At 65.3% G+C, this 24,961-nt stretch carries 23 protein-coding genes and 1 riboswitch; of the genes, 13 read left to right on the top strand and 10 right to left on the bottom strand.

Features of this window, described 5'->3' with window-relative positions:
- The first annotated feature begins 12 nt into the window (after positions 1–12).
- Positions 13–1,407 carry a M20/M25/M40 family metallo-hydrolase gene (locus tag J4G43_RS17360; protein WP_038942569.1) on the top strand — a complete coding sequence of 465 codons (1,395 nt, stop codon included), beginning with the start codon at positions 13–15 and terminating at the stop codon, positions 1,405–1,407.
- 329 nt (positions 1,408–1,736) lie between these two features.
- Here J4G43_RS17360 and J4G43_RS17365 read toward each other — a convergent pair whose 3' ends face one another.
- Positions 1,737–2,516: a class II aldolase/adducin family protein gene (locus J4G43_RS17365; protein ID WP_028153549.1), complete on the bottom strand. Its 780-nt coding sequence runs from the start codon at positions 2,514–2,516 to the stop codon at positions 1,737–1,739.
- 221 nt (positions 2,517–2,737) lie between these two features.
- Positions 2,738–4,387: a glycosyltransferase family 39 protein gene (locus J4G43_RS17370; protein WP_208085744.1), complete on the bottom strand. Its 1,650-nt coding sequence runs from the start codon at positions 4,385–4,387 to the stop codon at positions 2,738–2,740.
- A 312-nt stretch (positions 4,388–4,699) separates the two neighbouring features.
- On the opposite strand from J4G43_RS17370, the gene J4G43_RS17375 reads away from it, so the two are divergent.
- A complete protein-coding gene (locus tag J4G43_RS17375; protein ID WP_208085745.1) occupies positions 4,700–5,560 on the top strand; it encodes a DUF308 domain-containing protein in 861 nt (286 codons plus the stop codon).
- Positions 5,561–5,717: 157 nt separating this feature from the next.
- Positions 5,718–6,134, top strand: a complete 417-nt coding sequence (locus J4G43_RS17380; protein WP_063984587.1) for a Ros/MucR family transcriptional regulator — start codon at positions 5,718–5,720, stop codon at positions 6,132–6,134.
- 150 nt (positions 6,135–6,284) lie between these two features.
- Here J4G43_RS17380 and J4G43_RS17385 read toward each other — a convergent pair whose 3' ends face one another.
- Positions 6,285–6,713, bottom strand: coding sequence for a SufE family protein (locus J4G43_RS17385; RefSeq protein WP_166098574.1), 429 nt, complete (start codon positions 6,711–6,713; stop codon positions 6,285–6,287).
- Between the two features lie 68 nt (positions 6,714–6,781).
- Positions 6,782–7,207, bottom strand: a complete 426-nt coding sequence (locus J4G43_RS17390; RefSeq protein ID WP_071915657.1) for a DUF5330 domain-containing protein — start codon at positions 7,205–7,207, stop codon at positions 6,782–6,784.
- A 409-nt stretch (positions 7,208–7,616) separates the two neighbouring features.
- Between J4G43_RS17390 and J4G43_RS17395 the strand changes: the two genes are divergently transcribed.
- From J4G43_RS17395 to J4G43_RS17405, 3 genes are read left to right on the top strand one after another with little or no spacing between them, the layout of a single operon-like run.
- Positions 7,617–9,488 (top strand): PAS domain-containing sensor histidine kinase, encoded by a 1,872-nt coding sequence (locus J4G43_RS17395; protein WP_208085746.1) that lies wholly within the window; start codon positions 7,617–7,619, stop codon positions 9,486–9,488.
- Positions 9,481–10,194, top strand: a complete 714-nt coding sequence (locus J4G43_RS17400) for a peptidoglycan-binding domain-containing protein (protein WP_208085747.1) — start codon at positions 9,481–9,483, stop codon at positions 10,192–10,194. Before J4G43_RS17395 ends, J4G43_RS17400 begins: the two co-directional genes overlap by 8 nt.
- Before the next feature lie 57 nt (positions 10,195–10,251).
- Positions 10,252–10,596, top strand: coding sequence for a DUF1491 family protein (locus J4G43_RS17405; RefSeq protein ID WP_063986550.1), 345 nt, complete (start codon positions 10,252–10,254; stop codon positions 10,594–10,596).
- On the opposite strand, the gene J4G43_RS17410 is transcribed toward J4G43_RS17405, so the two are convergent.
- On the bottom strand, positions 10,593–11,567 hold the full coding sequence (locus J4G43_RS17410; protein WP_208085748.1) for a DUF2336 domain-containing protein: 975 nt from the start codon (positions 11,565–11,567) through the stop codon (positions 10,593–10,595). The two genes, J4G43_RS17405 and J4G43_RS17410, sit on opposite strands and share 4 nt — an antisense overlap.
- A 255-nt stretch (positions 11,568–11,822) precedes the next feature.
- Between J4G43_RS17410 and J4G43_RS17415 the strand changes: the two genes are divergently transcribed.
- Both J4G43_RS17415 and J4G43_RS17420 read left to right on the top strand, forming a co-directional pair.
- A complete protein-coding gene (locus tag J4G43_RS17415) occupies positions 11,823–12,011 on the top strand; it encodes a hypothetical protein (RefSeq protein WP_014496746.1) in 189 nt (62 codons plus the stop codon).
- A 15-nt stretch (positions 12,012–12,026) separates the two neighbouring features.
- The gene (locus J4G43_RS17420) at positions 12,027–12,788 is read left to right on the top strand and encodes a hypothetical protein (RefSeq protein WP_208085749.1); all 762 of its coding nucleotides are present in this window, start codon (positions 12,027–12,029) and stop codon (positions 12,786–12,788) included.
- Here J4G43_RS17420 and J4G43_RS17425 read toward each other — a convergent pair.
- Positions 12,785–13,648 (bottom strand): LysR family transcriptional regulator, encoded by an 864-nt coding sequence (locus J4G43_RS17425; protein ID WP_063984581.1) that lies wholly within the window; start codon positions 13,646–13,648, stop codon positions 12,785–12,787. The genes J4G43_RS17420 and J4G43_RS17425 overlap by 4 nt on opposite strands.
- A gap of 93 nt (positions 13,649–13,741) precedes the next feature.
- Here J4G43_RS17425 and J4G43_RS17430 point away from each other — a divergent pair, with 93 nt between their 5' ends.
- Positions 13,742–14,569: an MBL fold metallo-hydrolase gene (locus tag J4G43_RS17430; protein ID WP_208085750.1), complete on the top strand. Its 828-nt coding sequence runs from the start codon at positions 13,742–13,744 to the stop codon at positions 14,567–14,569.
- Between the two features lie 22 nt (positions 14,570–14,591).
- On the opposite strand, the gene J4G43_RS17435 is transcribed toward J4G43_RS17430, so the two are convergent.
- The 4 genes from J4G43_RS17435 to J4G43_RS17450 all read right to left on the bottom strand — a co-directional run bounded on the left by J4G43_RS17435 (position 14,592) and on the right by J4G43_RS17450 (position 18,725).
- On the bottom strand, positions 14,592–15,671 hold the full coding sequence (locus J4G43_RS17435) for a Cj0069 family protein (RefSeq protein WP_208085751.1): 1,080 nt from the start codon (positions 15,669–15,671) through the stop codon (positions 14,592–14,594).
- A gap of 160 nt (positions 15,672–15,831) precedes the next feature.
- A complete protein-coding gene (locus J4G43_RS17440; RefSeq protein WP_208085752.1) occupies positions 15,832–16,239 on the bottom strand; it encodes a GFA family protein in 408 nt (135 codons plus the stop codon).
- A gap of 138 nt (positions 16,240–16,377) precedes the next feature.
- Positions 16,378–16,845: a TonB-dependent receptor domain-containing protein gene (locus J4G43_RS17445; RefSeq protein ID WP_225005722.1), complete on the bottom strand. Its 468-nt coding sequence runs from the start codon at positions 16,843–16,845 to the stop codon at positions 16,378–16,380.
- Positions 16,812–18,725, bottom strand: a complete 1,914-nt coding sequence (locus J4G43_RS17450) for a TonB-dependent receptor (RefSeq protein WP_225004936.1) — start codon at positions 18,723–18,725, stop codon at positions 16,812–16,814. Before J4G43_RS17450 ends, J4G43_RS17445 begins: the two co-directional genes overlap by 34 nt.
- Before the next feature lie 200 nt (positions 18,726–18,925).
- Positions 18,926–19,134, bottom strand: a riboswitch (cobalamin riboswitch).
- Between the two features lie 231 nt (positions 19,135–19,365).
- On the opposite strand from J4G43_RS17450, the gene J4G43_RS17455 reads away from it, so the two are divergent.
- From J4G43_RS17455 to J4G43_RS17470, 4 genes are all read left to right on the top strand, one after another.
- Positions 19,366–19,731 carry a hypothetical protein gene (locus tag J4G43_RS17455; protein WP_208085753.1) on the top strand — a complete coding sequence of 122 codons (366 nt, stop codon included), beginning with the start codon at positions 19,366–19,368 and terminating at the stop codon, positions 19,729–19,731.
- 102 nt (positions 19,732–19,833) lie between these two features.
- Entirely contained in the window at positions 19,834–20,226 is a 393-nt protein-coding gene (locus J4G43_RS17460; RefSeq protein ID WP_028159689.1) for a FixH family protein, read from the top strand.
- A gap of 84 nt (positions 20,227–20,310) precedes the next feature.
- Positions 20,311–21,744 carry an efflux RND transporter periplasmic adaptor subunit gene (locus J4G43_RS17465; protein WP_208085754.1) on the top strand — a complete coding sequence of 478 codons (1,434 nt, stop codon included), beginning with the start codon at positions 20,311–20,313 and terminating at the stop codon, positions 21,742–21,744.
- Entirely contained in the window at positions 21,741–24,911 is a 3,171-nt protein-coding gene (locus J4G43_RS17470; protein WP_208085755.1) for an efflux RND transporter permease subunit, read from the top strand. Before J4G43_RS17465 ends, J4G43_RS17470 begins: the two co-directional genes overlap by 4 nt.
- Positions 24,912–24,961 lie beyond the last annotated feature (50 nt).

Here is a 24,961-nt window from a genome sequence, read left to right on the forward strand (position 1 = left end):
AGGAATACGACCATGGCCAATGCGCAGCTTCAATCGGTGCTCGATCACATTGACAAGGATTTCGACAACAGCCTGGAGCGTCTGTTCTCGCTGTTGCGGATCAAGTCGATCTCTGCGGATCCGGCCTTTGCCGCCGACTGCAAGGCTGCGGCCGAGCATCTCGCCAAGGACATCGCGAGCCTCGGTGTCGCCACTGAAGTCCGCCCGACCGCCGGCCATCCCGCCATCGTCGGCAAGACCGGGGCGGGCGGACGGCCGCATGTGATTTTCTACGGCCATTACGACGTGCAACCGGTCGATCCGCTCGATCTCTGGCACCGTCCGCCGTTCGAGCCTGTCGTCACCGACCACGCCGACGGCCGCAAGATCATCGTCGCGCGCGGCGCCGAGGACGACAAGGGCCAGGTCATGACCTTCGTCGAGGCCTGTCGCGCCTGGAAGAAAGTGACCGGCTCGCTGCCGATCGACATCACCTTCCTGATCGAAGGCGAGGAGGAGGTCGGCTCCAAGAATTTCGTGCCGTTCATCGAGGCCAACAAGGACGAGTTCAAGGCGGACTACGTGCTGGTCTGCGACACCGGCATGTGGGATCGCAACACGCCCGCGATCACGACGTCGCTGCGCGGTCTGCTCTATGAAGAGCTGAAGATCACCGCCGCCAATCGCGATTTGCATTCCGGCGTGTTCGGCGGCAGCGCGATGAATCCGATCCGGGTGCTGACGAAAATTTTGGGCGGCCTGTTCGACGACGACAACCGCATCACCATCCCCGGATTCTATGACGGCGTGAAGGATCTGCCGCCTGATATCCTGGAGCAGTGGAAGAAGCTCAATCTCACGCCGGAGATGTTCCTCAAGCCGATCGGCCTGTCGATCCCCGCCGGCGAGAAGGGTCGGCTGCTGATCGAGCAGGCCTCCTCGCGTCCGACCTGCGACGTCAACGGCATCTGGGGCGGCTATATCGGCGAAGGCTCCAAGACGGTGATCCCGTCGCACGCCTCGGCCAAGGTCTCGTTCCGCCTGGTCGAGGGGCAGGACCCCCAGAAGATCCGCAAGGCTTTTCGCGACTACGTGACGGCGCGGCTTCCGGGCGACTGCAAGGTCGAGTTCGGCGATCATTCCGCCGCGCCGGCGGTGGCGCTCGACTGGAACATGAAACCGCTCGCCGCCGCCAGCAAGGCGCTGACCGAGGAGTGGGGCAAGGAGACCGTGCTGATGGGTTCGGGCGCCTCGATCCCGATCGTCGCCGACTTCAAGCGGACGCTTGGGCTCGACTCGCTGCTGGTCGGCTTCGGATTGGACGACGACAACATCCATTCGCCGAACGAGAAATACGACCTCCGCAGTTTCCAGAAGGGTATCCGCTCCTGGGCGCGGATCCTCGCGGCGCTCGCGGACGTGAAATAGGCGCGGTGCCGTAGGGTGGGCAAAGGCGCAAAGCGCCGCGCCCACCATTCGTCCGCGATCGCGATAGAAGAGGTGGGCACGCTTCCGCCTTCGCTCTTCGAGCTACGGCGGACAAGTCGCTTTGCCGACCCTACGAAGACCCTCTCCTCGTCATTGCGAGCGTAGCGAAGCAATCCAGAATCCCTCCACGGGCACAGTCTGGATTGCTTCGTCGCTTCGCTCCTCGCAATGACGGCGCAAATAAAAACGCCGCCCGGAATTGGGCGGCGTTTCATTCCGAAACGTGCAGAGGTAGTTCGAGAACTATCCTACACGAAACCTCGAAAATCTCAAGACCGGTAGCCCGGCAGCTCGCGGTCGAGCTTGCGCAGCAGCGGCGGCCAGACCAGGTTGGTGGCGCGCAGCTCGGCGCGGTCGCGGTTGGCGAGCAGCTCGGTGTTTTTCTCGATCGCAATCTCCTCGACCGGATAGACCGGCGTGCCCAGCGCGCGCGTGCGCACCTGCATCGAGCAGGCGCGCTCGAGATGGTACATGCGCTCGAACGCTGAGGCGACCGACCGGCCGACCGTCAGCGTGCCGTGGTTACGCAGCAGCATGTGGTTATGGTCGCCGAGGTCCTTCTGCAGCCGCGGCCGCTCGTCGTGGTCGAGCGCGATGCCCTCATAGTCGTGATAGGCGAGGTCGTGGGTGACGAGCTGGGCAGTCTGGTTCAGCGGCAGCAGCCCTTCCGCGCTGCTCGACACCGCGGTGCCGTCGAGCGTGTGGAGATGCAGCACACAGATTGCGTCCTCGCGCACCTCGTGGATCGCCGAATGGATGGTGAAGCCGGCCGGGTTGATGCTGTACTCGCTCTCGGAGAGCTGGTTGCCGTGCAGGTCGACCTTGACGAGGCTCGATGCCGTGATCTCGTCGAACATCAGTCCGTAGGGGTTGATGAGGAAGTGATGGTCGGGGCCGGGCACGCGCGCCGAAATGTGGGTGTCGACCAGATCGTCCCAGCCATACAGCGAGACGAGGCGGTAGCAGGCGGCGAGATTGACCCGTTGCTGCCACTCCGCCTCCGTCATGTTCGACGGCACTTCCTTCAGGCGCGCTTCCGCTGGCGACATGGCTTATCTCTCCGAACATCGTTGTTGCGGGGAGGGAGCGTAGTCGCGGGTGAGGCTGGCGGCAAGGCGGTCAAATCGCAGCAGCCACGCGTAGCCCGCATGGAGCCAACGGGTCGGCGCGAAGCGCCGCCCGATGACAGGCTCCGCGAAATGCGGGAGGCCTCACGATAGGGTCCCGGATTACGCTTCGCTCCATCCGGGCTACGGTCCGGAGAAAACTATTACGGCGCCGGGATCGACAGCAGGCTGGAAATGCTGCGGCCGCGGATGTCGTAGACGCGGGCGAACACCACGTCGTCGCGCTTGATCTCGACCATCACGGGCGCGGTGAGGCCCTTGCAGTAGAACTCGCCGAGCGTCATCGCGAAATCGGCCGCGTTGGAATCCCAGCCGATGGTGAAGTCGGGCCCGAGCGCGACCTGGGCCGGGCGCTGCGGACCGCACACCGCGACCTTCCATTTACGGTTGCCCGGCGCCACTTCCTGCCGCTCGACGATCTGCTCGCGCAGTTCGTCCGAGGCCTGCTTCAGCGCAAGGCCCCAATAGTCCAGCATGAAGCGGTCGTCGGCGCCGCGCACGGTGCCGGCGATGTGGTTGAAGTGCGTGTATTGATAGGGATGCAGCCGGATCATCTCGGCCAGCGACAGCGCGAGGCCGAAGCAGAAGGTCGCGAGCACGACGGGCTGCCAGGTGCGGTGGTTGGTGCGCAGGCGCTCCATGGCCCAGGCAAAGGCGACGCCGCCAAGCACCGCCATCGGCGGGATCACGAAGACGAAATGGCGGATGCCGTTGTACAGCGCCGGCCGCTTCACCATCGCGATCGCGAGCGGCAGGGTCGCCGCCAGCGTCAGCATCAAGAGGATGGTCTTGCGGCGCGCCGGAACCTCGCGGCGCGGCAGCATCGCGAAGGTGCTGACCACGGCGCCGCCCATCAGCACCAGCATCACCTCGGGCAGCTGCAGCGCGAACAGCGTCGGCAGATAGGACCAGGGCATATCGGGCACGGAAACAATCGCGCCGTCGAACATCTCCTTCCAGGGCTTCTCGAAGAAATGCGAGAAATAGGTCAGGGCCTCGAAGGGATTGCCGGGCTCCATGATCGACCACGGCCAGATCAGGCCCATCACGAGATAGCCGAACACGAGGCCCGGCAGCAGCAGGTAGACGACATGGGCGAAGCGGCGGGCTGCTTCGCGGGCGCCTTCGGTGCGCAGCTCCTCCAGGAACAGCGGCATGAAGCCGATCATGGCGTAGACCAGCGCGAGGCCGCCGAGGACGCGGCAGCCGAGCGAGAGGCCGGCACCCAGGCCGACGATCAGGATCGTGCGCGGCGACGGCTGCGGATATTCCTCGGCGAGGCGTACGAGGCCGAGCATCAGGATGATCATGGCCACCGCGAAGGGCGCGTCCTTCGGGTTCATGAACATGTGGCCGTAGAAGATCGGGCAGAGCGCGAGCAGCAGGAGCGCGGCAAGGCCGGCAAGGGGCCCGCCGATGCGGCGGCCGAGCCGCCACGTCACCGCAAGCCCGATCACGCCGACCATGGCGCCGAGCAGGCGTCGCGTCTCGAACAGCTCGAGCGGAATGACCTTGTGCAGGAGAGCCGCGACCATGTCGAAGCCGCCGCCATACATGTAGAGATTCGCGAAGGAGAGCGCCGCGGTGTCCCTGAAGCCGGAACCGAACATGCGCAGCAGCAGGTCGGCATATTCAGCGTGGGTGTAATCGTCCCAGCCGAGCCCGTAATCGCGGAAGGTCAAGCCTGCAGTGACGGCGACCGCAGCCAGCACCAGCATGGCGAGATCGTCGCAAGTCCGTTCAACCGAGCGCCGCAGCGGCGTGTCGATCGCCGAAGTCGTGATGGATGTCATGGCTATTGGTGACCCGGAATCCCCTCTTGGCCCTGCTGGTGCCCGCGGGCCACTTCCCCGGAATCCCTATAGCGCAGTTCCATTACCAAGTAATTGGGCATTATGGCTAAAATCCTGATGCGACGCAGCAAATCCAGACAGTTGAGAGCAGCTTAGAAGTAGCGGGCCGTAGCTGAAGGGAATGTGAATAAGTCCCTGATATCCTTCCCTTTAGGAACGCAGGCTCTAATTCGCCGTTGGCGTGGAACACCGTATGACGGTATCGTGGCGTAACGGGTGTCGCGCACGGCTGCGCGACCAGGGGTGAGTTCGATGAGCTTGGCATTGTTGATTGTGGGGATTTTCGCCATCCTGGCGGGCCTCCTTACGATCCTGTTCGGCTTCACCGTTAGGGAGGCCAGCCTCGGCAGCACCCTCATAATCTCCGGCACCATTGGCGTCTGCTCCGGAATGTTACTGGCCGGCCTCTACGTCGTGGTCGTGGAACTGAAGGGCATCGCCCGCCGGTTGGCCGGATCGGCCGTGCCGGGCGAGGTTCGGGTCAGGCCCGTGCTGCCGGGCCTCGCGGTGCCTGGCGCGCCAGTGTCCGAGCCGTTCCCGGCATCGGCGACGAAAACCGAGCCACCACCGGCCGCGGGTCTGCCGCCGTGGCAGAGCGAGGCCGCCGCGCGCGAGCGTCCGCGCGCCGAACCGCCGCCGGAGCCGGAAGCTCCGACACCGCCTGCGGCTCCGGAAGCGCCGCGCCGCCGCAACCTGTTGTTCGCCTCGTCCTCCCGCAAGGAGCGCGAGCGCGCGGAGGCGAAGGCGACAGAGAGCTTGCCGCCGCAGCCTCATGACGAGCCCACGGAACCGGCCGCCCCGGAGAGTCAGCCGGCGAGCTTCGACGATGCCTGGCCGAGGCCGGACCGTATGCGGCCACCGGAACCGCCGGCCGCCGGGCGTCGCCCGCCGCCGCGCTCGCCGTCGATCTTTACCGAGCCCGGCCCGCCGCCGCCTCCCCCCGAACCGACGCCGGTCGAGCAGGCGCCCGTGACCGTGCTCAAATCGGGTATCGTCGACGGCATGGCCTATTCGCTCTATTCCGACGGCTCGATCGAAGCGCAGATGCCGGAAGGCATGATGCGCTTCGCCTCGATCGACGAACTGCGCGCCCATCTCGACCAGCGGTCGTGAGACCGCCGCGTCCAAGTAGAGCGCCATCTTTCTTGTCACTTCGTCAGTAATCAGCTCATATTCGTCAGTCGTCTTATTTCGGCCGAATGTATTGTTGACACGGAATACTTAGGCGTCGTCTCCCGGCGAGACGCAAGGTCAGGGAAAGGTCGGGCCCATGTCGGATAACGGGGCTAAGAATTTCATCGAGCTGACGGCGAGCATCGTGTCCGCCTATGTCGGCAACAACCCGACGCCGGCGGCCGATATCCCGAACCTGATCAGCCAGGTGCATGGCGCCTTGGTGCGCGTGTCGTCAGGCCGCACCGAGACCGCGCCGCTCGAGCCGGCCAAACCGGCGGTGTCGCTGAAGAAGTCGATCGCGCCGGACTATCTGGTCTGTCTGGAAGACGGCAAGCGCTTCAAGTCGCTGAAGCGCCATCTGCGCACCCAGTACAACATGACGCCGGAGCAATATCGCGAGAAATGGGGCCTGCCGGCCGACTATCCCATGGTCGCGCCGAACTACGCGGTGGCGCGCTCGCAACTGGCAAAGCAGATGGGACTGGGGCAGCAGCAGCGGAAGCGGAAGTAGAGCTACGCGCTAGATCCGGTAGGGTGGGCAAAGGCGCGAAGCGCCGTGCCCACCATCTTTCTTCAATCGCGCTGGAAATGGTGGGCACGCTTCCGCCTTCGCTCTCCGAGCTACGGCGGACAAGTCGCTTTGCCCACCCTACGAAGCTTCTTACGATGCTTCCGCGAGCGCCTCTTTCGCGTCGGTCTTGATGCGCTCGACCATCGAGCGCAGGCCGTTGGAACGCTGCGGCGTCAGATGATCGCGAAAGCCGAATTCGTTGAACACCGCGATCGCGTCGGTCGCAAGGATCTGCTGCGGCGTGCGGCCGGAGTAAAGCGAGAGCACGATCGCGACCAGCCCGCGCACGATGTGGGCGTCACTGTCGCCGCGATATTTCAGGATCGGGGCGCCGCCATCGCGATCGACCAGCTTCTGGAGCCAGACCTGGCTGACGCAGCCATTCACCTTGTTCTCGGCCGAATGCTCGGATTCGGGCATCGGTTCCAGGGTGCGGCCGAGCTCGATGACGTACCGGTAGCGGTCGTCCCACTCGTCCAGGAGCTCGAAATTGTCCCTGATTTCGTCGATCGTCGTCATGCTGGCCCAATGTTCCCGTTCAGGCCAATATAAGGATGCGAGGAGGCGAAATCGATAGGGTTTGGGCGCTAATTCGCCGGCGCCGCCGCAGGGCCGCGCCATTCCAGCGCGAGGTCGTCCTGGCTCAGGGTGTCGCGCGGCGCCTCGCCCGAGGCGGCATCGCCTTCGCCGGCCAGCGCAATCGAGCCGGTATGATCGGGCGCCTTCTTGTCGGTCTTCTCGAGCTGCTCTTTCTTGTCGTTGATGATCTGGTAGATCTTCTTCGCGCCGTCCTGTGCGCGCTGGCCGATGATGGTCGCGGCCTGTCCGCCGACCTCGCAGGCCGCCGGCTGGCGCTTGCAGAACTGGGTCACGTCGGAGACGGCCGCGGTCGCAGCCTGCACCGCATCGGCGGCGCCGATCTGCGGCAGCTTGTCCGATTCGGGCGTCTTGTCCCGCGGCAGGAGCACCAGCACCAGCCCGAGCCAGAATGTGATGCGGAGCAGAAAGCGCATCTTATCGACCTGTATGTTAGATCCCGCCGCGGCGATGCCCGCGAGGCGCCGGACCTAGCAACTCTCGATAAATCGCAAGTGATTGCCTTCCGCTTAATTCGCGGAAAATCTACGCAAGAATCTTCCCGAACCGCCACGTCGTAAATTTTCGATTGACGCCGGAGCCCCGTGATTTCGGTGGCGCCGCTTGTCCACCAATTCGAAACCATGCGGGGACTGGTGAAACCCTGTGTTCACCATCCCCGATGATGACGTGGTCAAATCGCCTAAAAATCTCAGCGATGACACAGTGTCCGGCGGCGGGCCGCATCGCCTTAGCACTCGTTTAAGGTCGCTCTGACACGGTGGCTCAACGATAAGGAGGCGTTCCGGCACGTCTTCTCGACGAGTGGGCCGAAGCGCGAGACCCGTGACAGTTTTGAGTATCATCCGCGATTGTCTCGATGCACTGCTGCATCCCTCCGCGCGTTACGACGCGCTGACGCGAGCGCGCCATCGTGCCTTCATGGCGCCGCGGCTGCTCGGCAGCCTGGCCGCGTTTGCCGCATTCCCGGTCTATCTCGCCACGCGCGGCGTGCCGAGCGCGATCGAGGTCGCCGCCTTCGCGTGGCTGATCGCCCCCATTCTCCTGTCATGGTTCCTGTCGCGCACCGGCCGCTATGAAGGCGCCCATGTGCTGTCGTCGCTGGCGCTCGCCGGCCTGATCATGGCGGTTGCCGGCACCACCGGCGGCATCGAATCATTCGCCGCGATCTGGCTGGTCGTGGTTCCCCTGGAAGCCGCGTTGTCGGCCTCGCGCCGCGTCGCGGCCTTTGCCTCCCTGCTTGCGCTGTCCTGCGCCGGCGTCCTGATCCTTGCCGGCCAGCTCGGCTGGCTTCCGGCCGGAGACGCCAGCGCCGCACAACGCGGCGTGCTGATGGCGTTCGGCGTCGCCTCGGCGACGCTCTATGCCGCGGGCCTCGCCTTCGGCGCGGAATCGCTCGCGCGCACCAGCGTTGCGCTGCTGTTGCGCGAGGAAGAGCGCTATCGCCTGCTGGCGCGCAACATGAGCGACGTCATCTCGCGGCATCGGCGCAACGGCGCGGTGCAGTTCATCTCGCCGGCGGTGGAAGCCATGCTCGGCATGCCTGTCGCGCAGCTGCTCGGCCACGGCCTGTTCGACCGCGTCCATGTCGCCGATCGTCCGGCCTATCTCACGGTGCTCTCCGATGCCGCGCGCGGCGACGTGCGCAGCGTCGAGTTCCGACTGCGGCGGGAGCCGGCCGGATCGGAGCGTGGCCAGGTCGATTTCATCTGGGTCGAGATGCGCTGCCGGCCACTCGACCAGGATATCGGCCGCCAGGATATTGACGGTGACGCCACGCGCGAGGCGGAAGTCGTCGGCGTGATGCGCGACGTCACCGATCGCAAGCTCGCGGAGCAGGCGCTCGATCAGGCGCGCAGCGCCGCGGAAGCGGCCGATGCCGCCAAGACGCGCTTCCTCGCCACCATGAGCCACGAGCTGCGCACGCCGCTCAACGCCATCATCGGCTTCTCCGAGATGATCGCGCAGGAGCAGACCCTGATGCTGGGTGCGGCCCAGCGCAAGGAATACGCCCAGCTCATCAACGATTCCGGCCAGCATCTGCTGTCGGTCGTCAACGGCATCCTCGACATGTCGAAGATGGAATCGGGCAATTTCGAGATTGCGTCGGAACCGTTCGCGCCGCGCGCATCTCTGATGCATTGCTGCAATCTGCTGGCGCTGAAGGCGCGGGAGAACGGCATCGACCTCATCACCGATGCGCCGCAGGACCTGCCCGTCATGACCGGCGATCCGCGCGCCTTCAAGCAGATCGTGCTCAATCTCGTCGCCAACGCCATCAAGTTCACCGAGCGCGGCGGTCAGGTCACCGTATCGGCCGCGGTGTCCGGCTCGCAGCTCGCGCTGCGCATCAGCGACACCGGTGTCGGCATTGCGGCGGATGATCTCAAGCGCATCGGCGCGCCGTTCTTCCAGGCCGGAAAGACCTATCAGCGCCGTCACGAAGGCACGGGTCTCGGGCTTTCGATCGTGAAGAGTCTGGTGGCGTTGCATCTCGGCGAATTGACTGTACAAAGCAGGCTCGGCGAGGGCACCTCCGTCACCGTCAGATTGCCGCTCGTCTACACGCCGCCGCAGGCCAAGACGCCCGATAGAATGGCGGCCGAGAGCAAGATCGCGACGCTGACACCGGTGCCGCGCGAGGAGCTTCAGGACCAATCTCACGACCAACCCGCTCTGGTGAAGAAAAGTGCCTAAGAAGTCTGCCAAGGACGAAGCCGCTCCGCGCCGCCGTGGCGCCAAGGCCGCAGTCATTGATGTCGAGACCGAGCGCAATCTTGCGATGCGCATCCTGCTGCACAGTCCCAAGGACACGCTGGCCGGTCTCGTCGCCGTCGCCGCAGTCAGCGCGATCGTTGCCAACGCGCTGTTCCTTCAGACTGGCCGGCATCCGGCGCCGATGTTCGGCACCGTGATCAATCTTCCCGCGCCGTCGTCCGTGCCGCTGTCGAACCCCTTGCCGCGTCCGCGTCCGGTCGGCGCGGATACCTCGCCGCTGGAGCCGAGAGCGACGGAATTCCGCGCCGAGCCCAAGCCTGTCGAGCGCGCCGCCGAGAAGGCCCCCGAGAAGCCGGTCGAGGCGACGGCATCGTCGCCGCGCGCGAGCGATCCGATGACCAATCTGGTCAAGCAAACGACGTCGGCGCCGCCTTCCGTCGCCATCGCGCGTCCGCCGGCGCCGATTCCCGTGCAGCAGAGTCCGGCCGCGCGGCGTATCGCCGGCGTGCAGCGCGCGCTGTCAGAATACGGCTATGGCAATTTGAAGATCACGGGCACGATGGGCGCAGAGACGCAGTCGGCGATCCAGAAATTCGAGCGCGAGCACAAGATGCAGGTGACGGGTCAGGTCTCCGACCGCCTGCTGCGCGAGCTCGGAGCCGCGATCGGCCACCCCGTCGAATAAGCGTCATTGTTGTGCGAAGGCTGGTGCTGATTGCAGCACTGGCCTATCGTGCTCTTCATGCGTTTGAAATCAAACATTTGGGTTTCCGCCTACCTGCGCCGGTGCCAGACCGAAGGCGTGTTCGGGGCGGTGCGCCGTCGCGGTGCCGAGGAGGCGGGTGCGGTATTCGTGAAGGTGTCGCTGCTCGACGGCAACGCGATGCTGTACGTACCGGCGCCGCAGACCGTCTATGACGACGGCCGGCCGGTCGATCGCTTCTTCGTGCCACTTGCCGCGCAGCCGATGCCTGAGCCAGCGGTCGAGGAGCGCCTCACCAAGGAAATCCGCTTCGATCCGGACGCCTGGATCGTCGAGACCGAGGACCGCAAGGGCCGTCACTTCCTCGAATTGGCGAAGACCTAGCGGTCCGATCCGTCGGTGCCCGTCCGCACCGCAGGCGCCGAGCCCGGCTGCACGCCCGGCCGGGTCTGGCTGGCGCCCGCACGCGCGCGCTGGCGTTCGCTCTCGTGCAGCGACGACTGGTATTTTGCGCGCGTGACCGCGAGCGTCGAGCCGCGCCAGGCCGCCAGCATCACCAGCGCGGAGCGGTCGCTGAGCCGGTCGTAGAGCCGCGACAACCGGTACACCGCATCGACCGACGTGCCGATCTCCGGCTTGAAGAACAGGAGGATGCGCTGGAAGTTCGGGCTCGGCATGTCGAGCGCGCGCGCGGCGATTGCGAGCGCTTCGCCACCGGCATCGTCGACGATCTGGGCTGCGACGCGCGAGGGCAGGATCAGGCTGTCGCCGAGCTCGTAGGTGAAATTCTCGACATCGTTGGCGATTGCCGCCATCTCCAGGATCTGGATCGCGCGCTTGGCGCGCACGGTCGGAATCCGCGGCGCGGCCTTCAGCGGGGTTTGCGCCAGATTGTGCAGGACCAGCGCACGCTGGGTCGCATCGGCGCGGAAGAACATGTCGTGGATCTCGGCCGCTTCCTTCGGCTGCATCGCCATGTTGGCGGCCATGCGCAACTCGGCGTCGGTCGGCGTGCGAGCTGGCGAAGCCGCCTGCGGGGAGCTGCGAATTTCGCGCGCGAGCGGAACCCTGCGGCCTTCCTGGGTCGCAACCAGCCCGAGTTTCTGCAGGACCGGGACGGGCGTCTGCGGATAGATCGCAAGCTTCGCCTTGACGGCCGCGCGCGTCGCATCGTCGACCTGGTCGATCAGCCGCGTCGCAAGCTCGATGAACTGGCGCTGCTCGTCGTCGCTGTGGGTGGGCGCCTGGACATAGAGGTCCGTCAGCACGCGCAGCAGCGTCGGGCGAACATCAACGCCTTCGCGACGGGAGAGGCTCATCAGCCCGTCGAATCCGGGAAACAGCGACTTGGTCATGGAGAGATACGCGACCTGGAAAAGATACTCGTCCGCGAGCCTAACGCAGGTTCCTTTAAAGGCTCGTTAAGGAAAACGAGGCGTGAAGTCGACCCCATCATTTCAGGTGTTGTCGTCCCGCAACGGGACGCGGGAGGCCGCCCGTGAAGTTACGGTCCGGAAGGCGCGTTTACACCCCGTTAACCATGAACTGATCTTAATGAACGCACGTTGCACCAGCGCGCTCGGTCGCGCGGCAATTGATAGAGAGCTGATATGGGGACCATTATCGAATTTCCGGCCGGTCGCCGGGCAGGCTCGTCGGGGGATGCCACGCCGCGTACGGAAACGGGAACGATTCTGATCCTCCCCGTGATCCGCATCGAGCGCCAGACGGAAGAAACCAGCGGCGATCGCGGGCCGGAGCAGGGCACAGCGCCGGGGCGCCGTCGTCGTCGCCGCTAGCATCCGGCTTTTGCAATGCCGGATGCCATCCGCCAGATTCGGCCTGTCGTAACGGCCGTCCTGCTCGCACTCGTCGGTGCGACGCTCGGCGCGTGCAGCGGCGGCGATTTCGGCCGCACCCGCGCTGACATGCGCAGCGACGACATGCATCGCTGGCTCGGGGCCGAGGCCACCGGCAGCGTCGGCCTGAAGTCGTCACAATTCCAGCTCACCGACGCGGAGCGCCAGCTACGCGATCTCGCCTATCCCATGATCGAGCCGCCGCTGTCGCGGCCCGCCTGGAAGAGCGTATTCGGCGACTACAAGGCGCTGCCGTCGCCCTGGCAGCAGAAGGTCGTGTTCGACCGCACTATGTATGGGCGCACGCTGATCGACGAGCCGCATCGCTCGCATTCCTCGCGCTATGCGCAGCTGATCGAGGACGTGCGCAACGACATCACCCGTTTCGAGCCGTTCTTCGGCTCCGCGATCCGCGTCATCGATCTCGACAGGAAGCGCGATGCGACCATGGCGCGCGTCTCCGAGCTCTCGCCAAGGGAGAGGGACGATGCGGTCGCGCGCATGCAGGAGAACTCGCTGATCATCCAGTGGGTGCAGCTGTGCCTCGAGCAGCGCGTCTCGTCCTATCGCTGGGCGCTGGAGCGTCTGGTGATCCAGGCGCCCGACGGCATGGCCGCCGATGCCGACCGCCTGATCGGCGAACTCGCAGCCCAGACCGCCAATCCGCCGGTCGCGGCGCAGCCGCCTTACGGGCGCGCCGTGGTCACGAAGGGCTAGGACTTCCTGCGCTTGTTACGCCGTGGGCCGGTCCGATCCGGCTTTCGCCGCTGCCTCTGGAGCTTCCCGACAAACTCCTTCAGCGCATCCGCCAGCGGCTCTGACGCGCGGTAGGCGAGGCCGACCTCGCGTTTGACCCTGACCTCGATCTCGCGCACCGCGACATCAGGGTTGCCGCGCGCCACGCCTTCCGGGACGATGGCAATGCCGACGCCGGCCGCGACCAGCGCCATCGCCCAATCCTCCGATTGCGCGATCGCCGCGGTCTGCCTTCGTTGTGAGCTCCGACCGAAGAATTCGCTTTGCTCGCAATGGCAGCGGTCGATCAGAGGGACGCCGGCGAGATCGGCGGTCCGCAGCTTCTCCTTCAGCGTCAGCGGATGCGAGGGCGGAAGTGCGGCGACATAGCGCTCGCTCCACAGCGCGACGAAATGCTCGTCGGCGCGGAGCATGCTCTTCGAGATGATGCGCGCATCGGCGCGCTCGTCGCTGCCGACGAGGCGGAGCGCGATGTCGGTGCGCGCCGTCAGCGGCTTCAGCAGCGCGATCGTTCGGGGTATGTCGAGCGTGCGCATCAGTCCCAGCGTGACGGTGGTCTTCGTATTCGGCTTCCTGAACAGGCTGCGTGCGGCGTCCGCCTCGTCGATGATGCGGCGGGCCAGCGCATGAAACTGCTCGGCTGAGGCGGTCGGCGCGACGCCCTTCTTGTGCCGGATGAACAGGGTGGTGCCGAGCTCGGCCTCCAGATGGGTGATCGCGGTCGAGATCGACGGCTGCGACACGAAGCAAGCGCGCGCCGCCGCGGTCAGATTGCGCTCGCGGTACACGGCTGCGAAGTAGCGAAGCTCGCGGATGTCCATAGGATATGCCTAGAGATAGTATCAATATTCAATATTTTACCTATAGATCGCCCGGTGGCAAGAACGCCCTGCTCACAACAGCAGGAACGCGCCATGAAGATCCACCACCTCAACACCGGCACGATGTGCCCCATGGGCCGCCGCCTTGTGAACGGCACGGGCGGCCTGTTCCAGCGCGCCCGCCTGGTCTGCCATTGCCTGCTGGTCGAGACGAGGGACGGACTCGCTCTGGTCGACACCGGCATCGGTCTCGGCGATATCGCAACGCCCGATCGGCTCGGGGGCCGATGGCTGCGCCAGACCGCGCCGAGGCTGGATCCGGCGGAGACGGCGGTCGAGCAGGTGAAGGCGCTCGGCTACTCGCCCAGCGATGTGCGCCACGTGCTGCTGACGCATCTCGACCGCGACCACGCCGGCGGCGTGCCGGACTTTCCCCATGCCGCGATCCACGTCCACCGCGCCGAATACGACATGGCGGTGCTGCGCAAGCCCGCGCCGCCCGAAGGGCGTTATGTCACGGGGCAGTGGAGCCATGGGCCGGGCTGGACATTCTATGGCGAGGCCGGCGAGGACTGGTTCGGCTTCAAGGGCGTGCGCGCGCTCGGCGACAAGGAAGCCGACATCCTGATGATCCCGCTCGCCGGCCACACACTCGGCCATTGCGGCATCGCGGTGCGATCAGGCGAGAAATGGCTGCTGCATGCCGGCGACAGCTATTTCCACCACGGCCAGCTCGACGCGTCGCCGCACGTGCCGCTCATGCTCGGCTATTTCCAGCGCCGCGGCGACATGGACCGCAAGATGCGGATCGCCAACCAGGCGCGGCTGCGCGCGCTGAAGCTGAACCACGGCGACCGCGTGAGCATCGTCAACAGCCACGATCCCGTCGCCTATGAAAGCTGCCGCTGCGCTGCGCATTAGGGTGTCGAAGCCGGGCCGCCGGTTATGCGCCCGAACGCACTGCTTGAGTCCGGAGCAAGCGGTGCTTCACCGTTCGGGCGATTGCCGCTGGCGCGTCGTCGGGAATCGCAAAGCATGAGCTCGCGTTGATCTCGCACAGGACGTAGGTGTCGGTACCGGCGGCGTCGCGGGGCCCGTACAGGAAGTCGGCGTCCCAGATCACCGGCAGCGACGGTTCGTCGATGCCGAGCGTGTCCATCAGCTGCGGCGTCCATTCGTCCTCCATCGATCTTCGGAGCGTCTGGAATTGCGAAGCATCGGGTCCATGCATGATCCGTGGGCCCGGCTGCGCCTCGGGTGCGTCGGGGCCTTCCGGCGGCGGCGGGATCAGGGCCTTGATCAATTGATGCCCGAAGCCCGCGACCTTGGCGCCGCTCATGTAGCAGCGGATCATGCCGTCGGGCAGGCGGGGTTGGAACGCCTGGTCGATGACGCAGCCGCCCCATCCGAAATACGGTTCGCAGCGCGCGAGGAAGGCATCGAGCGGCATGTCCTCGGGCAGACTGCCGCGTTGGGCATGCAGCACGCGAACCATGGCGTCCGCGTTGGGCAGGGCCTCCACCTTCCACACCCCCTGGCCGCCATTGCCGCGATTTTGCTTGAGCACGCGCGGACCGTTCGCCTGAAGACGCGCGGGAAATTCGGCGCGGAAGCTTGCGGCGGTGTCATAGCGATGCGTGTCGGCTCCCCAGCCGAGATGACGCGTTCGGTAGAGCACCTCCTTGACGCCCATCTTCAGGATCACGTCGGGATGGGCGCTCACCCATGGCCCTTGCGCCGCAACGTCGCGAAGCAGCGGGTCGAGGGCCTCGCGCGTCTTGCCCTGATGGATCGGATCGACCCAGACGAGCACGCCATCGACGGCGAGCAGTTGATCGCGGACGGCGTCGGCGAAGATCTCGTCGTAGATCACCGGTCGGGCTTCGATGCCGACCGCGGCGAGTGCTTCGAAAACGCAGACGAAGCGGCTGTTTTGCGCCGTCGCGTCCCGGCGCGCGGCGGCGTCGCCGCGGGAGAGGATGGCAACGGTATGGCGGACAGGAGGATGGCGTTCGGTATCCATGCGCAAGCTCCACGAATGGCGTGCTGCGCAGAGCTTGGACCGAGGTCTCACGGGGAGTCTGCTTCGTCCCCACGCCGATCAATCTACGTGAGATCGTCCGGCCGTTGCAAGATGGTGTTTGTGCGGTTCCATCGAGACGGCGAACGCTTCGCGCGCGCCGCTACGGTGGCGGAGGATAGCGGTCGAATGTCGGCAGTTCGTGCGCGCGCTCCATCCATCGAAGGCGCTCTGCGACCTGGATGTGCATCGTCGCCGGTACGGCGTCGGGATCGTCGTAGGTCGCGCTCTGGACGTCGATGACCCCGGGCAACATGTCGGCATTGACATAAAACAGGCCGGTTCCGCAGTCGCCGCAAAAGTGCCGCCGCGCATGTTCCGAGGAGCTGTAGACCTTGGGCTCGCCCTTGGTCACCTTGACGGCATCGTCCGCGTACATCGTCCAGCCGACGACGGGAGCGCCCGCGTGAAGTCTGCAATCGCGGCAGTGACACAGCGCGTGCACGATCGCTTCGCCCTCGACCTGATAGCGGATCGCGCCGCAGTGACAGCCGCCGGTGATGGTGCTCATGCGTTCCTCCCGATGGAAGCGAGGTTTCGTTGATCGATAGCTCTCGAGACCTGCGGCTTCAACGGCGCAATCGATTTGCGATTGCGTCCTACTGTCGCGTGACACCTCCCGCCACGGCGCGGACGAGGTGATCCGCGACTACCACTTGAACGAAGCCGCGACCTCGTAGCTGCGCGGCGCGCCCAGGATGATCTGGTCGGTGTAACCCGGATCGCCCCACGCCGCGTAGAGCTTGTTGGTCAGGTTCCTCACGCGAAAGCTGATCCGGGTCTGGTCGACGCCCGGGAAATAGGCTTTTGGAATATCGACGAACGCGTATGCGTCGAAGATCGTGTAGGCGTCCATCGTGACCAGATTGTCCTGGAAGTTGAAGCGGTCGCCGACGTGACGGACGAGGCCGCCGATCTCCACCGGCAGCTTCGTGTCGAAGCGATAGGAGGCGCCGGCGTTGGCGATGAAGTTGGGAACGTTGGGCGGCGTCTTGCCCGAATAGGACTGGAAGTCGCCATTGCCGTCGACATAGGTGAAGTCGATGAAGCGCGACTGCACGAAGGCGACGTTACCCCACAGTTTCAGGCCCGCGACCGGATTGACCGCGGCGGCAATCTCGACGCCTTGGAGGCCATCTTGCCGGCGACGTTGAAGAGGATGCCGCTTTCGGGGACGTAGACGTTCTTGCGCTCGATGTCGAAGGCCGAGAACGTGGCCTCCGCGCGCTTGTCGGCCGACAGCAGCTTCACGCCGGTCTCGTAGGTCCGCGACGTCGTGAGCAGCAGCGGCGTCGTGGGCCTGAGGATGAAGATGTTCGCCACCGTCGGGTCGGCTGCCGTCGCGTACTGGCTGTAAAGCATCACGCCGGGCGCGATGTCCCAGGTGTAGCCGATGCGTCCGGTGACCGGATTGAACGTCTTCGAGAAAGGATAGTTGGCTTTCAGGAGGCCATTCTCGTCGAAGCGGGTCCGCGACAGCTCGATATTCTCAAAACGGATGCCGCCGATCAGCGCGAAGGTCGAGGTCAGCTTGAGCCGGTCCTCGAACGACAGCGAGGCGGTGTCGAGATGGGTGTAGATCTTCTCGTCGCTGCGCGGGCCGTAGAGGCCGCGGTCCGGATTGAGGAGGTCGACGTAGTCATTGAAGAACAGCGTGTCCTGCGAGACGTTGAACTGGTTGCTGCTCGCCGCCACGGTGGCGACGAAGCGATTGTCCATTCCGCCGAGATTGGAATTGACGGTGAGGTCGGTGATGTTGCCGTAGAGTCGCTGTGCGTGATCGAGCGCCAGGCGCTCGCGGTAGATGCTCTGCGCGCCTGCGAAATTGCCTACGGTCTGGTCAAACGACGAGATCTCGTTGTTGAACCAGTGCCGGTGGGCGTCATAGCCATAGACCTGGCTCTTCAGCGAGATGTTGTTGGTGATGTCCCATTGAAAGCCGCTGCGCAGCCAGAGCTCGCCGGCGCCGCTGTGATTGTCGAGCACGTTGTAGTTCGTGGTCAGCGTGCGCGCGTCGATGGTGACCGGGACCGGCGTGCCGCCGCCGAGGTAATAGTTGCTCCAGAGGCCGGAGACGACGCCATACGTCGGCACGATGCCCGGCGCGTTCGCCGGCACCAGCGGCGTCCCCCAGTAGAAGCGGTCGTTGTCCTGCCTGTATTCGGTCGCGCCCCAGATCCTCAGGTTCTCGTTGACGCGATAGTTCAGCTGGCCCGAGACGTTGCTGAGCTTCGAATAGGTGTCGTCGATAAAGCCCTTGTTGTTGAAATGGCTGATGTCGAAGCGGTAGTCGAGGCCGTTGATCAGCGTGCTGCCGCCCGATCCGTAACCGGCGCGATAGCCGTTGAAGGAATCGTAGGAGGTGAAGGCGTCGTTGACGATTGGTCCGGTGTGCGGCGCCTTGTTCACGTAGTTGATGGCGCCGCCGGTCGCACCGAGGCCCGCCACCAGCGAGTCCGGTCCCTTGATGATCTCGACCTGCTGGAGGCCAGCCACGTCCATGGGACGGCCGGTCATGGTCGACGGCCCGATCGGGATGCCGTTGTAGAGCGTGGAGATCTGGTCGCCGGAAAAGCCACGCATCGAGAAGATGGCGGGCGCGCCGGGCGCATCGCCGCCGGTGACGCCGACTGCAGCCTTGGCGACGTCGGTCGTGGTCCGGATGCCCAGGTCCTGCATCGTCCGCTGACTGATGACCTCGACGGTCGCCGGCATCTCGCGCGCCGTGATGCCGAGCCGGGAGCCGACGTCGGTGACGGCTGCCGTGTTGAGCGGCGTCTGCACCGGGCCGCTCGGAGCTTGCGTGGCCGGAACGGCGACAGCAGGGGCGCCACGATTGCGTCCCGCGGCGCGCCGGGCCGCGCGCTGCTTCTGAGTGCCCGGGCTGACGGCAGGAGCCTGTCGCGGCGCAGGCGGCGACACGATCACCGGACCGACCTCCCGGGAGCGGTTGTCCTGCGTCGCGCTTTGCGCGAGCGCCGCGGACGACAAGGACACCGACGAGAGCAGAGTAATCAGGAAAGCACGCGATAACGCTGGCCTTGCGCCAGCACGGAAATGAAGATTTTGCACGACAACGCTCTGCGGCGACGCAAACAAACCGTCACCGCGGTTGCCTTAGTCATCCACCTTCGCCCCAGGCGGCGGATGCACCGGCTACTTGTCCGACATCAGGGCACCCCGCCCAATGCGTTCGCGCGTGACCATGGCTGGTAGCAGGTTTCCTGGCTCGCGGGTCATCGCCTTCGACCACCTTCCCAGAGGCCCAAGCGGGGCTCCAGTGGTTCGTTTGGTCGTCGGCTATCCGCCTACAGTTGCGGGGGCAGCCCGCGGAATTGCCCACTGAGGTGGACGCACCGCATTCCCTTGAAGAGTCCTTGCGGACACTACCGATCACGAAACTGGCATCAGGGGATGAGCGCGTCAACATCCGCGCGGGCTGCTGGACGGGCCGGTCGGTCGATGGTGGCCTTGTGTTGCTGTTTTGCACGATAGTCCGAAGGACCGCGTCGAAACGTCCAACCCGGCCTCCGGACGAGCCTGGGTAACGAACGCTTGACCACGATCAATGACTGCCTTTGGTGTCCGAATATGCTACTGAGGCCGAGTTCCGGCCCGACAAGGTAAGTCGATATTGATGCAGTTCGTCCGTACCATCCTGGCAGTCGCCATCGCCATATCCTTGGCGATGCTGCCGGTTGGCGCGTCCGCGGCGAACCTCGCAATGTCGTCGGATGGCATGCAGACGGCCATGCACATGAGCGGCGACGCCGACATGTCGATGGACGATTGTTGTCCCGACATGAAGGGAACAGGCTCCCATAGCGGCGGCTACAAGTGCGGGATGGGTTTCTGCTGCGTCGGTGGGATCATCGCGCTCGGTGATGTCAGGCCCATGGCGTTCGAACGTCTCGCCGTCATGGCCAGCACGATGGCTATTCCCCCGGATCAGGTCGTTTCCTTCCGCGGCGGCAGTCCTCCTTTCCGACCTCCTCGAATCTGATCTCGCAAAGCCCGAGACGCGAGCGGCGTGCCTGCTCGCGACGACGACTGACGTGCGCGCTTCACGCGCCACGGCGAAAGATCAATTCATGAGGACAGGACAATGCTTTCCAAGATCAGCACCGCGGCTCTCGCCGCCACCCTTTCGCTTGCCGCTTCCGCCGCGATGGCGGGCGCGGGCGACTACGCCTTCGAGCCCGTCACTCCGCAGATGAAGAAGGGCGAAGATGTCACGCTCGCCGTTCGCCTGACGAACAAGCAGACCGGCAAGCCGATACCGGATGCGGTCATCTTCAAGACCCGCCTCGACATGGCCCCGGACGGGATGGCCGAGATGGAATCGGCGGTCGCGCCGCTGCCGTCCAGGGAGCCGGGCGTGTACGCCTTCAAGACGGACCTGCCGATGGCTGGCCGCTACCAGATGACGCTGTCCGTGAAGGTGCAGGGCGAACCGGAGACCGTCACCGGCAAGGTGATCGTCACGGCGATCAAGTGAGCGTTCGGGCGCTGCCCGGCAGCGCCCGACATTCCCCTTTTTCCTTCACACGGACGCGCGCTCTCGGGCGCGCGGATACACGACATGAAAACGCTGCGTCTCCTGACGGCTCTTGCGCTTGGCGGCGGCCTGGTCCTGGCCGGCTACTACTCGCATTCGAACGGTGCGGGCTGGCTCGCTGAGGCCGACATAACATCGGCTGCGGCTGCCGCGGAGCGAACGCCGCTCTACTACCGCGATCCGAGCGGTGCGCCGCTCTGGTCTGCTGGTCCGAAGAAGGACGACCGCGGGCGGGACTATCTGCCGGTCTACGACGACGATGGAGCGGCCGTCGCGCCGGCGCTGCCGAAGGCGCAGGCGGCTTCGCCGCGAAAAATCCTCTACTACCGCAATCCCATGGGACTGCCCGATACGTCGCCCGTCCCAAAGAAGGATCCGATGGGGATGGACTATGTCGCCGTTTACGAAGGCGACGATGCCGACGACGGCACGGTGAAGCTGTCGCCCGGCAAGATCCAGCGCGCGGGCGTGAAGTCCGAGCCCGTCGCGCGGCGCTCGATCCGGGTCTCGGTGAAGGCGCCCGGCACGATCCAGCTCGATGAACGCCGCGTGTCGGTGATCGCGATGCGCGCCGAAAGCTTCGTGCAGAAGGTCGCCGACGTGACCACTGGCACGCGCGTGAAGGCCGGCCAGCCGCTGATGGAAATCTACAGTTCGGCGGTGGCGTCCGCGGCGGCGGAATATCTCGCGACGATCACCTCCAAGACGGTCGGCGGTGTCGAGATGTACGGCCGCGGCTCGCGACAGCGGCTGGTCAATCTCGACGTTCCCGAGTCCGTCATTGCGGAGATGGACAAGACGCACACCGCGCCCGTCGCCATACGCTGGTCTGCACCGCGCGACGGGGTCGTGCTCGAACGCAATGCGATCGAAGGGATGCGGGCCAATCCCGGCGACGTTCTGTTCCGGATCGCGGACACCTCGGTGGTCTGGGCGCTGGTCGACGTGGCCGAGCGCGATCTCGGCAACATCGCGGTGGGGCAGTCAGTCGCGGTGCGCGCGCGCAGTTTCGCCGGCCGGACCTTCACCGGGACAATCGCCGTCGTCTATCCGCAGGTGAACCGCGACACGCGCACCGTTCGCATCAGGATCGAGCTCGCCAATCCGGACGCGGTGCTGCTGCCCGACATGTACGTCGATGCCGACATCGACACGGCCGATGCCGCGCCCGTCCTGGCGATACAGGACAGCGCGGTGCTCGACACCGGCAGCCGGCAGGCCGTGCTCGTCGACAAGGGGGAAGGGCGTTTCGAGCCGCGGGAAGTCAAGCTCGGCCGTCGCGGCGGCGGCTATGTCGAGGTGCGCCAGGGTCTCGCGGACGGCGAGGCGGTGGTGACCTCCGCCAACTTCCTTATCGATGCGGAAAGCAACCTGAAGGCGGCGCTGAAGGGGTTTGGCGAGGCGGCATCCCAGGCCACCGACGCCGGCCCTGGCAATGCAACGGGAGATCACAAATGATCGCCCGCATCATCGCCTGGTCGGCGCGCAATCTGCTGCTCGTGCTGTTCGGGACCGGCTTCGCGGCTGCCGCCGGCCTCTATGCCCTGGTTCACCTTCCGCTGGATGCGATCCCGGACCTCTCGGATACGCAGGTCATCGTCTACACCGAGTATCCCGGCCAGGCGCCGCAGGTGATCGAGGATCAGGTCACCTATCCGCTGACGACGGCGATGCTCACCGTGCCGAAATCGAAGGTCGTACGCGGCTTCTCGTTCTTTGGCGTCTCCTTCGTCTATGTGATCTTCGAGGACGGCACCGACATCTATTGGGCGCGGTCGCGCGTCATGGAATTCCTGAACGGCGCGGCGTCCAGGCTTCCCGCCGGCGTGACCCCGACCATCGGGCCCGACGCCACCGGTGTCGGCTGGGTCTACCAATACGCCGTCGTATCGAAGGAATTGAACCTTGCGGACACGCGCACGATCCAGGACTGGAATCTGAAGTTCGCGCTGGCCAAGGCCGAAGGCGTCGCCGAGGTCGCCAGCGTCGGCGGCTTCGTCAAGCAGTACAACGTGGTCCTCGACCCGCAGCGGATGCGCGACCGCGGCATCAGCATGCAAAAAATACGCGAGGCGATCCGCGCCAGCAACGCCGACGTCGGCGGCCGCACCGTCGAGCTCTCCGAGTTCGAATACGTCATCCGCGGCAAGGGCTATATCAAGAGCATCAACGATCTCGGCAACATCGTGCTGAAGACGAGCAACGGCACGCCGGTGCTGTTGCGGGACGTCGCCAACGTCGAGCTCGGGCCCGACGAGCGGCGCGGCATCGCCGAATTGAATGGCGAGGGCGAGGTTGCGAGCGGCATCGTGCTGCAGCGGTTCGGCGTCAACGCCCTAGACGTCATCGAAAACGTCAAGAAGCGCTTCAGGGAGATCGCGAGCAGCCTCCCGAAATCGGTCGAGATCGTACCGGTCTACGACCGCTCGAACCTGATCTATGCGGCCATCGATACCCTCAAGCATACCCTGTTCGAGGAGAGCATCGTCGTCGGGCTCGTCTGCATCGTGTTCCTGCTGCATGTCCGCAGCGCACTCGTCGCGATCCTGATGTTGCCGGTCGGCGTGTTGATGGCGTTTGGCGCCATGAAGCTGCTCGGGCTAGGATCGAACATCATGAGCCTCGGCGGCATCGCGATTGCGATCGGCGCCATGGTGGACGCCGCCATCGTCATGATCGAGAACGCACACAAGCACCTCGAACGGGCGAGGCCCGAACAGTCGCGCGTGCAGGTTCTGATCGACGCGGCATCCGAGGTCGGCCCCGCGCTCTTCTTCAGCCTGTTGATCATCACCGTGTCGTTCATGCCGATCTTCACGCTGGAATCGCAGGAGGGCCGATTGTTCAGCCCGCTGGCGTTCACGAAGACCTTCTCGATGGCCGCCGCGGCGTTGCTGTCCGTCACCCTGGTGCCGGCGCTGATGGTGATCTTCGTCCGCGGCCGGATCGTCCCGGAGAGCAGGAACGTCATCAATCGCGTCCTGATCTGGGTCTACCGTCCCGTGATCAAGGGGGTTCTGCGCGCCAAGACGCTGGTCATCCTGGCTTCGCTCGTCGTGCTTGCGGTGACGATCTGGCCGGCGCGCCAGCTCGGCACCGAGTTCATGCCGGCGCTGAACGAGGGAACGCTGCTCTACATGCCAACGACGCTACCCGGCATTTCGGTCACCAAGGCGGCCGAGCTGATGCAGATGCAGGACCGCATCATCAAGTCGTTCCCGGAGGTCGCTTCGGTCTACGGCAAGGCGGGGCGAGCAGCCACTGCGACCGATCCCGCCCCGACCGAGATGTTTGAGACGATCGTCAACCTGAAGCCGAAGGAGCAGTGGCGTTCCGGCGTTACCGTCGACAGTCTCATCGCCGAGATGGACAAGGCGTTGCAGTTTCCGGGCGTCTCCAACGCCTGGACCATGCCGATCAAGGCGCGCATCGACATGCTCTCGACCGGAATCCGCACGCCGGTTGGCGTCAAGGTCATGGGCACGGACCTCGCCGAGATCGACCGGCTCGCGAAGCAGATCGAACGCGTCATCAAGACCGTGCCCGGCACGTCGTCGGCCTACGCCGAGCGCGGTATCGGCGGCTATTATCTCGAGATCGTTCCCGACCGTGAGGCGCTCGCCCGTTACGGCATCCTGATCCAGGACGTCCAGGACACCATCGCGGCCGCGCTCGGCGGTCAGACGGTCACGACGACCGTGGAGGGACGGCAGCGGTTCACCGTGAACATGCGCTATCCGCGCGACCTTCGTGACAACCCCAAGGCCATCGCCAGCGACATCCTGGTGCCGATGCCGTCGGGGGGCGCCGTGCCGCTCGGCGAGGTGGCGAAGGTCGAACCCGCGCGCGGGCCGACGTCGATCCGGACGGAGAACGGCCAGCTTGCGACCTACATCTATGTCGACATCCGGGATCGCGACATCGGAAGCTACGTCGCCGACGCGCAACGCGCCGTGACGGAGAGCATCCGGTTTCCCGCCGGCACCTACGTCGTGTGGAGCGGCCAGTACGAATATCTGCAGCGCGCCGCGGCCCGTCTGAAGATCGTCGTGCCCGTGACGCTCACGATCATCTTCCTGCTGCTGTACCTGAACTTCCGGGCGATGACCGAGACCCTGATCGTGATGCTGTCGCTGCCGTTTGCGCTGGTCGGCGGCATCTGGATGATGTGGTGGCTCGGCTTCAACCTGTCCGTTGCCGTCGCGGTCGGCTTCATCGCGCTCGCAGGCGTCGCCGCCGAGACGGGTGTCGTCATGCTGATCTACCTTGACCACGCACTGGCCGAGGTCAAGGCTAGGTGCAGCGCCGAGGGAAGGCCACTGACGCGCCGGGATCTCCACGACGCCATCATGGTGGGCGCGGTCGAGCGCGTGCGGCCCAAGATGATGACGGTGGTTGCCATCATGGCCGGTCTGCTGCCGATCATGTGGAGCACCGGGGCCGGATCGGAGATCATGCAGCGCATTGCGGTGCCGATGATCGGCGGCATGACGTCATCGACACTGCTGACGCTCGTCGTGATCCCCGCAATTTTCGGCTTGGTGAAGGGGCGGGGGCTTCCGCCGGGCGAACGATCGGCTCCTGCCGAAGAATGGACCGAGCGCACGTCGCAAGCCGCCGAATAGGCTGGGCAGCGGAGGTCTTCACGGCGACCTCCGCTCCGACCTGAAAAAAA

The organism is Bradyrhizobium barranii subsp. barranii, from assembly GCF_017565645.3.
GTDB classification, from domain to species: domain Bacteria; phylum Pseudomonadota; class Alphaproteobacteria; order Rhizobiales; family Xanthobacteraceae; genus Bradyrhizobium; species Bradyrhizobium barranii.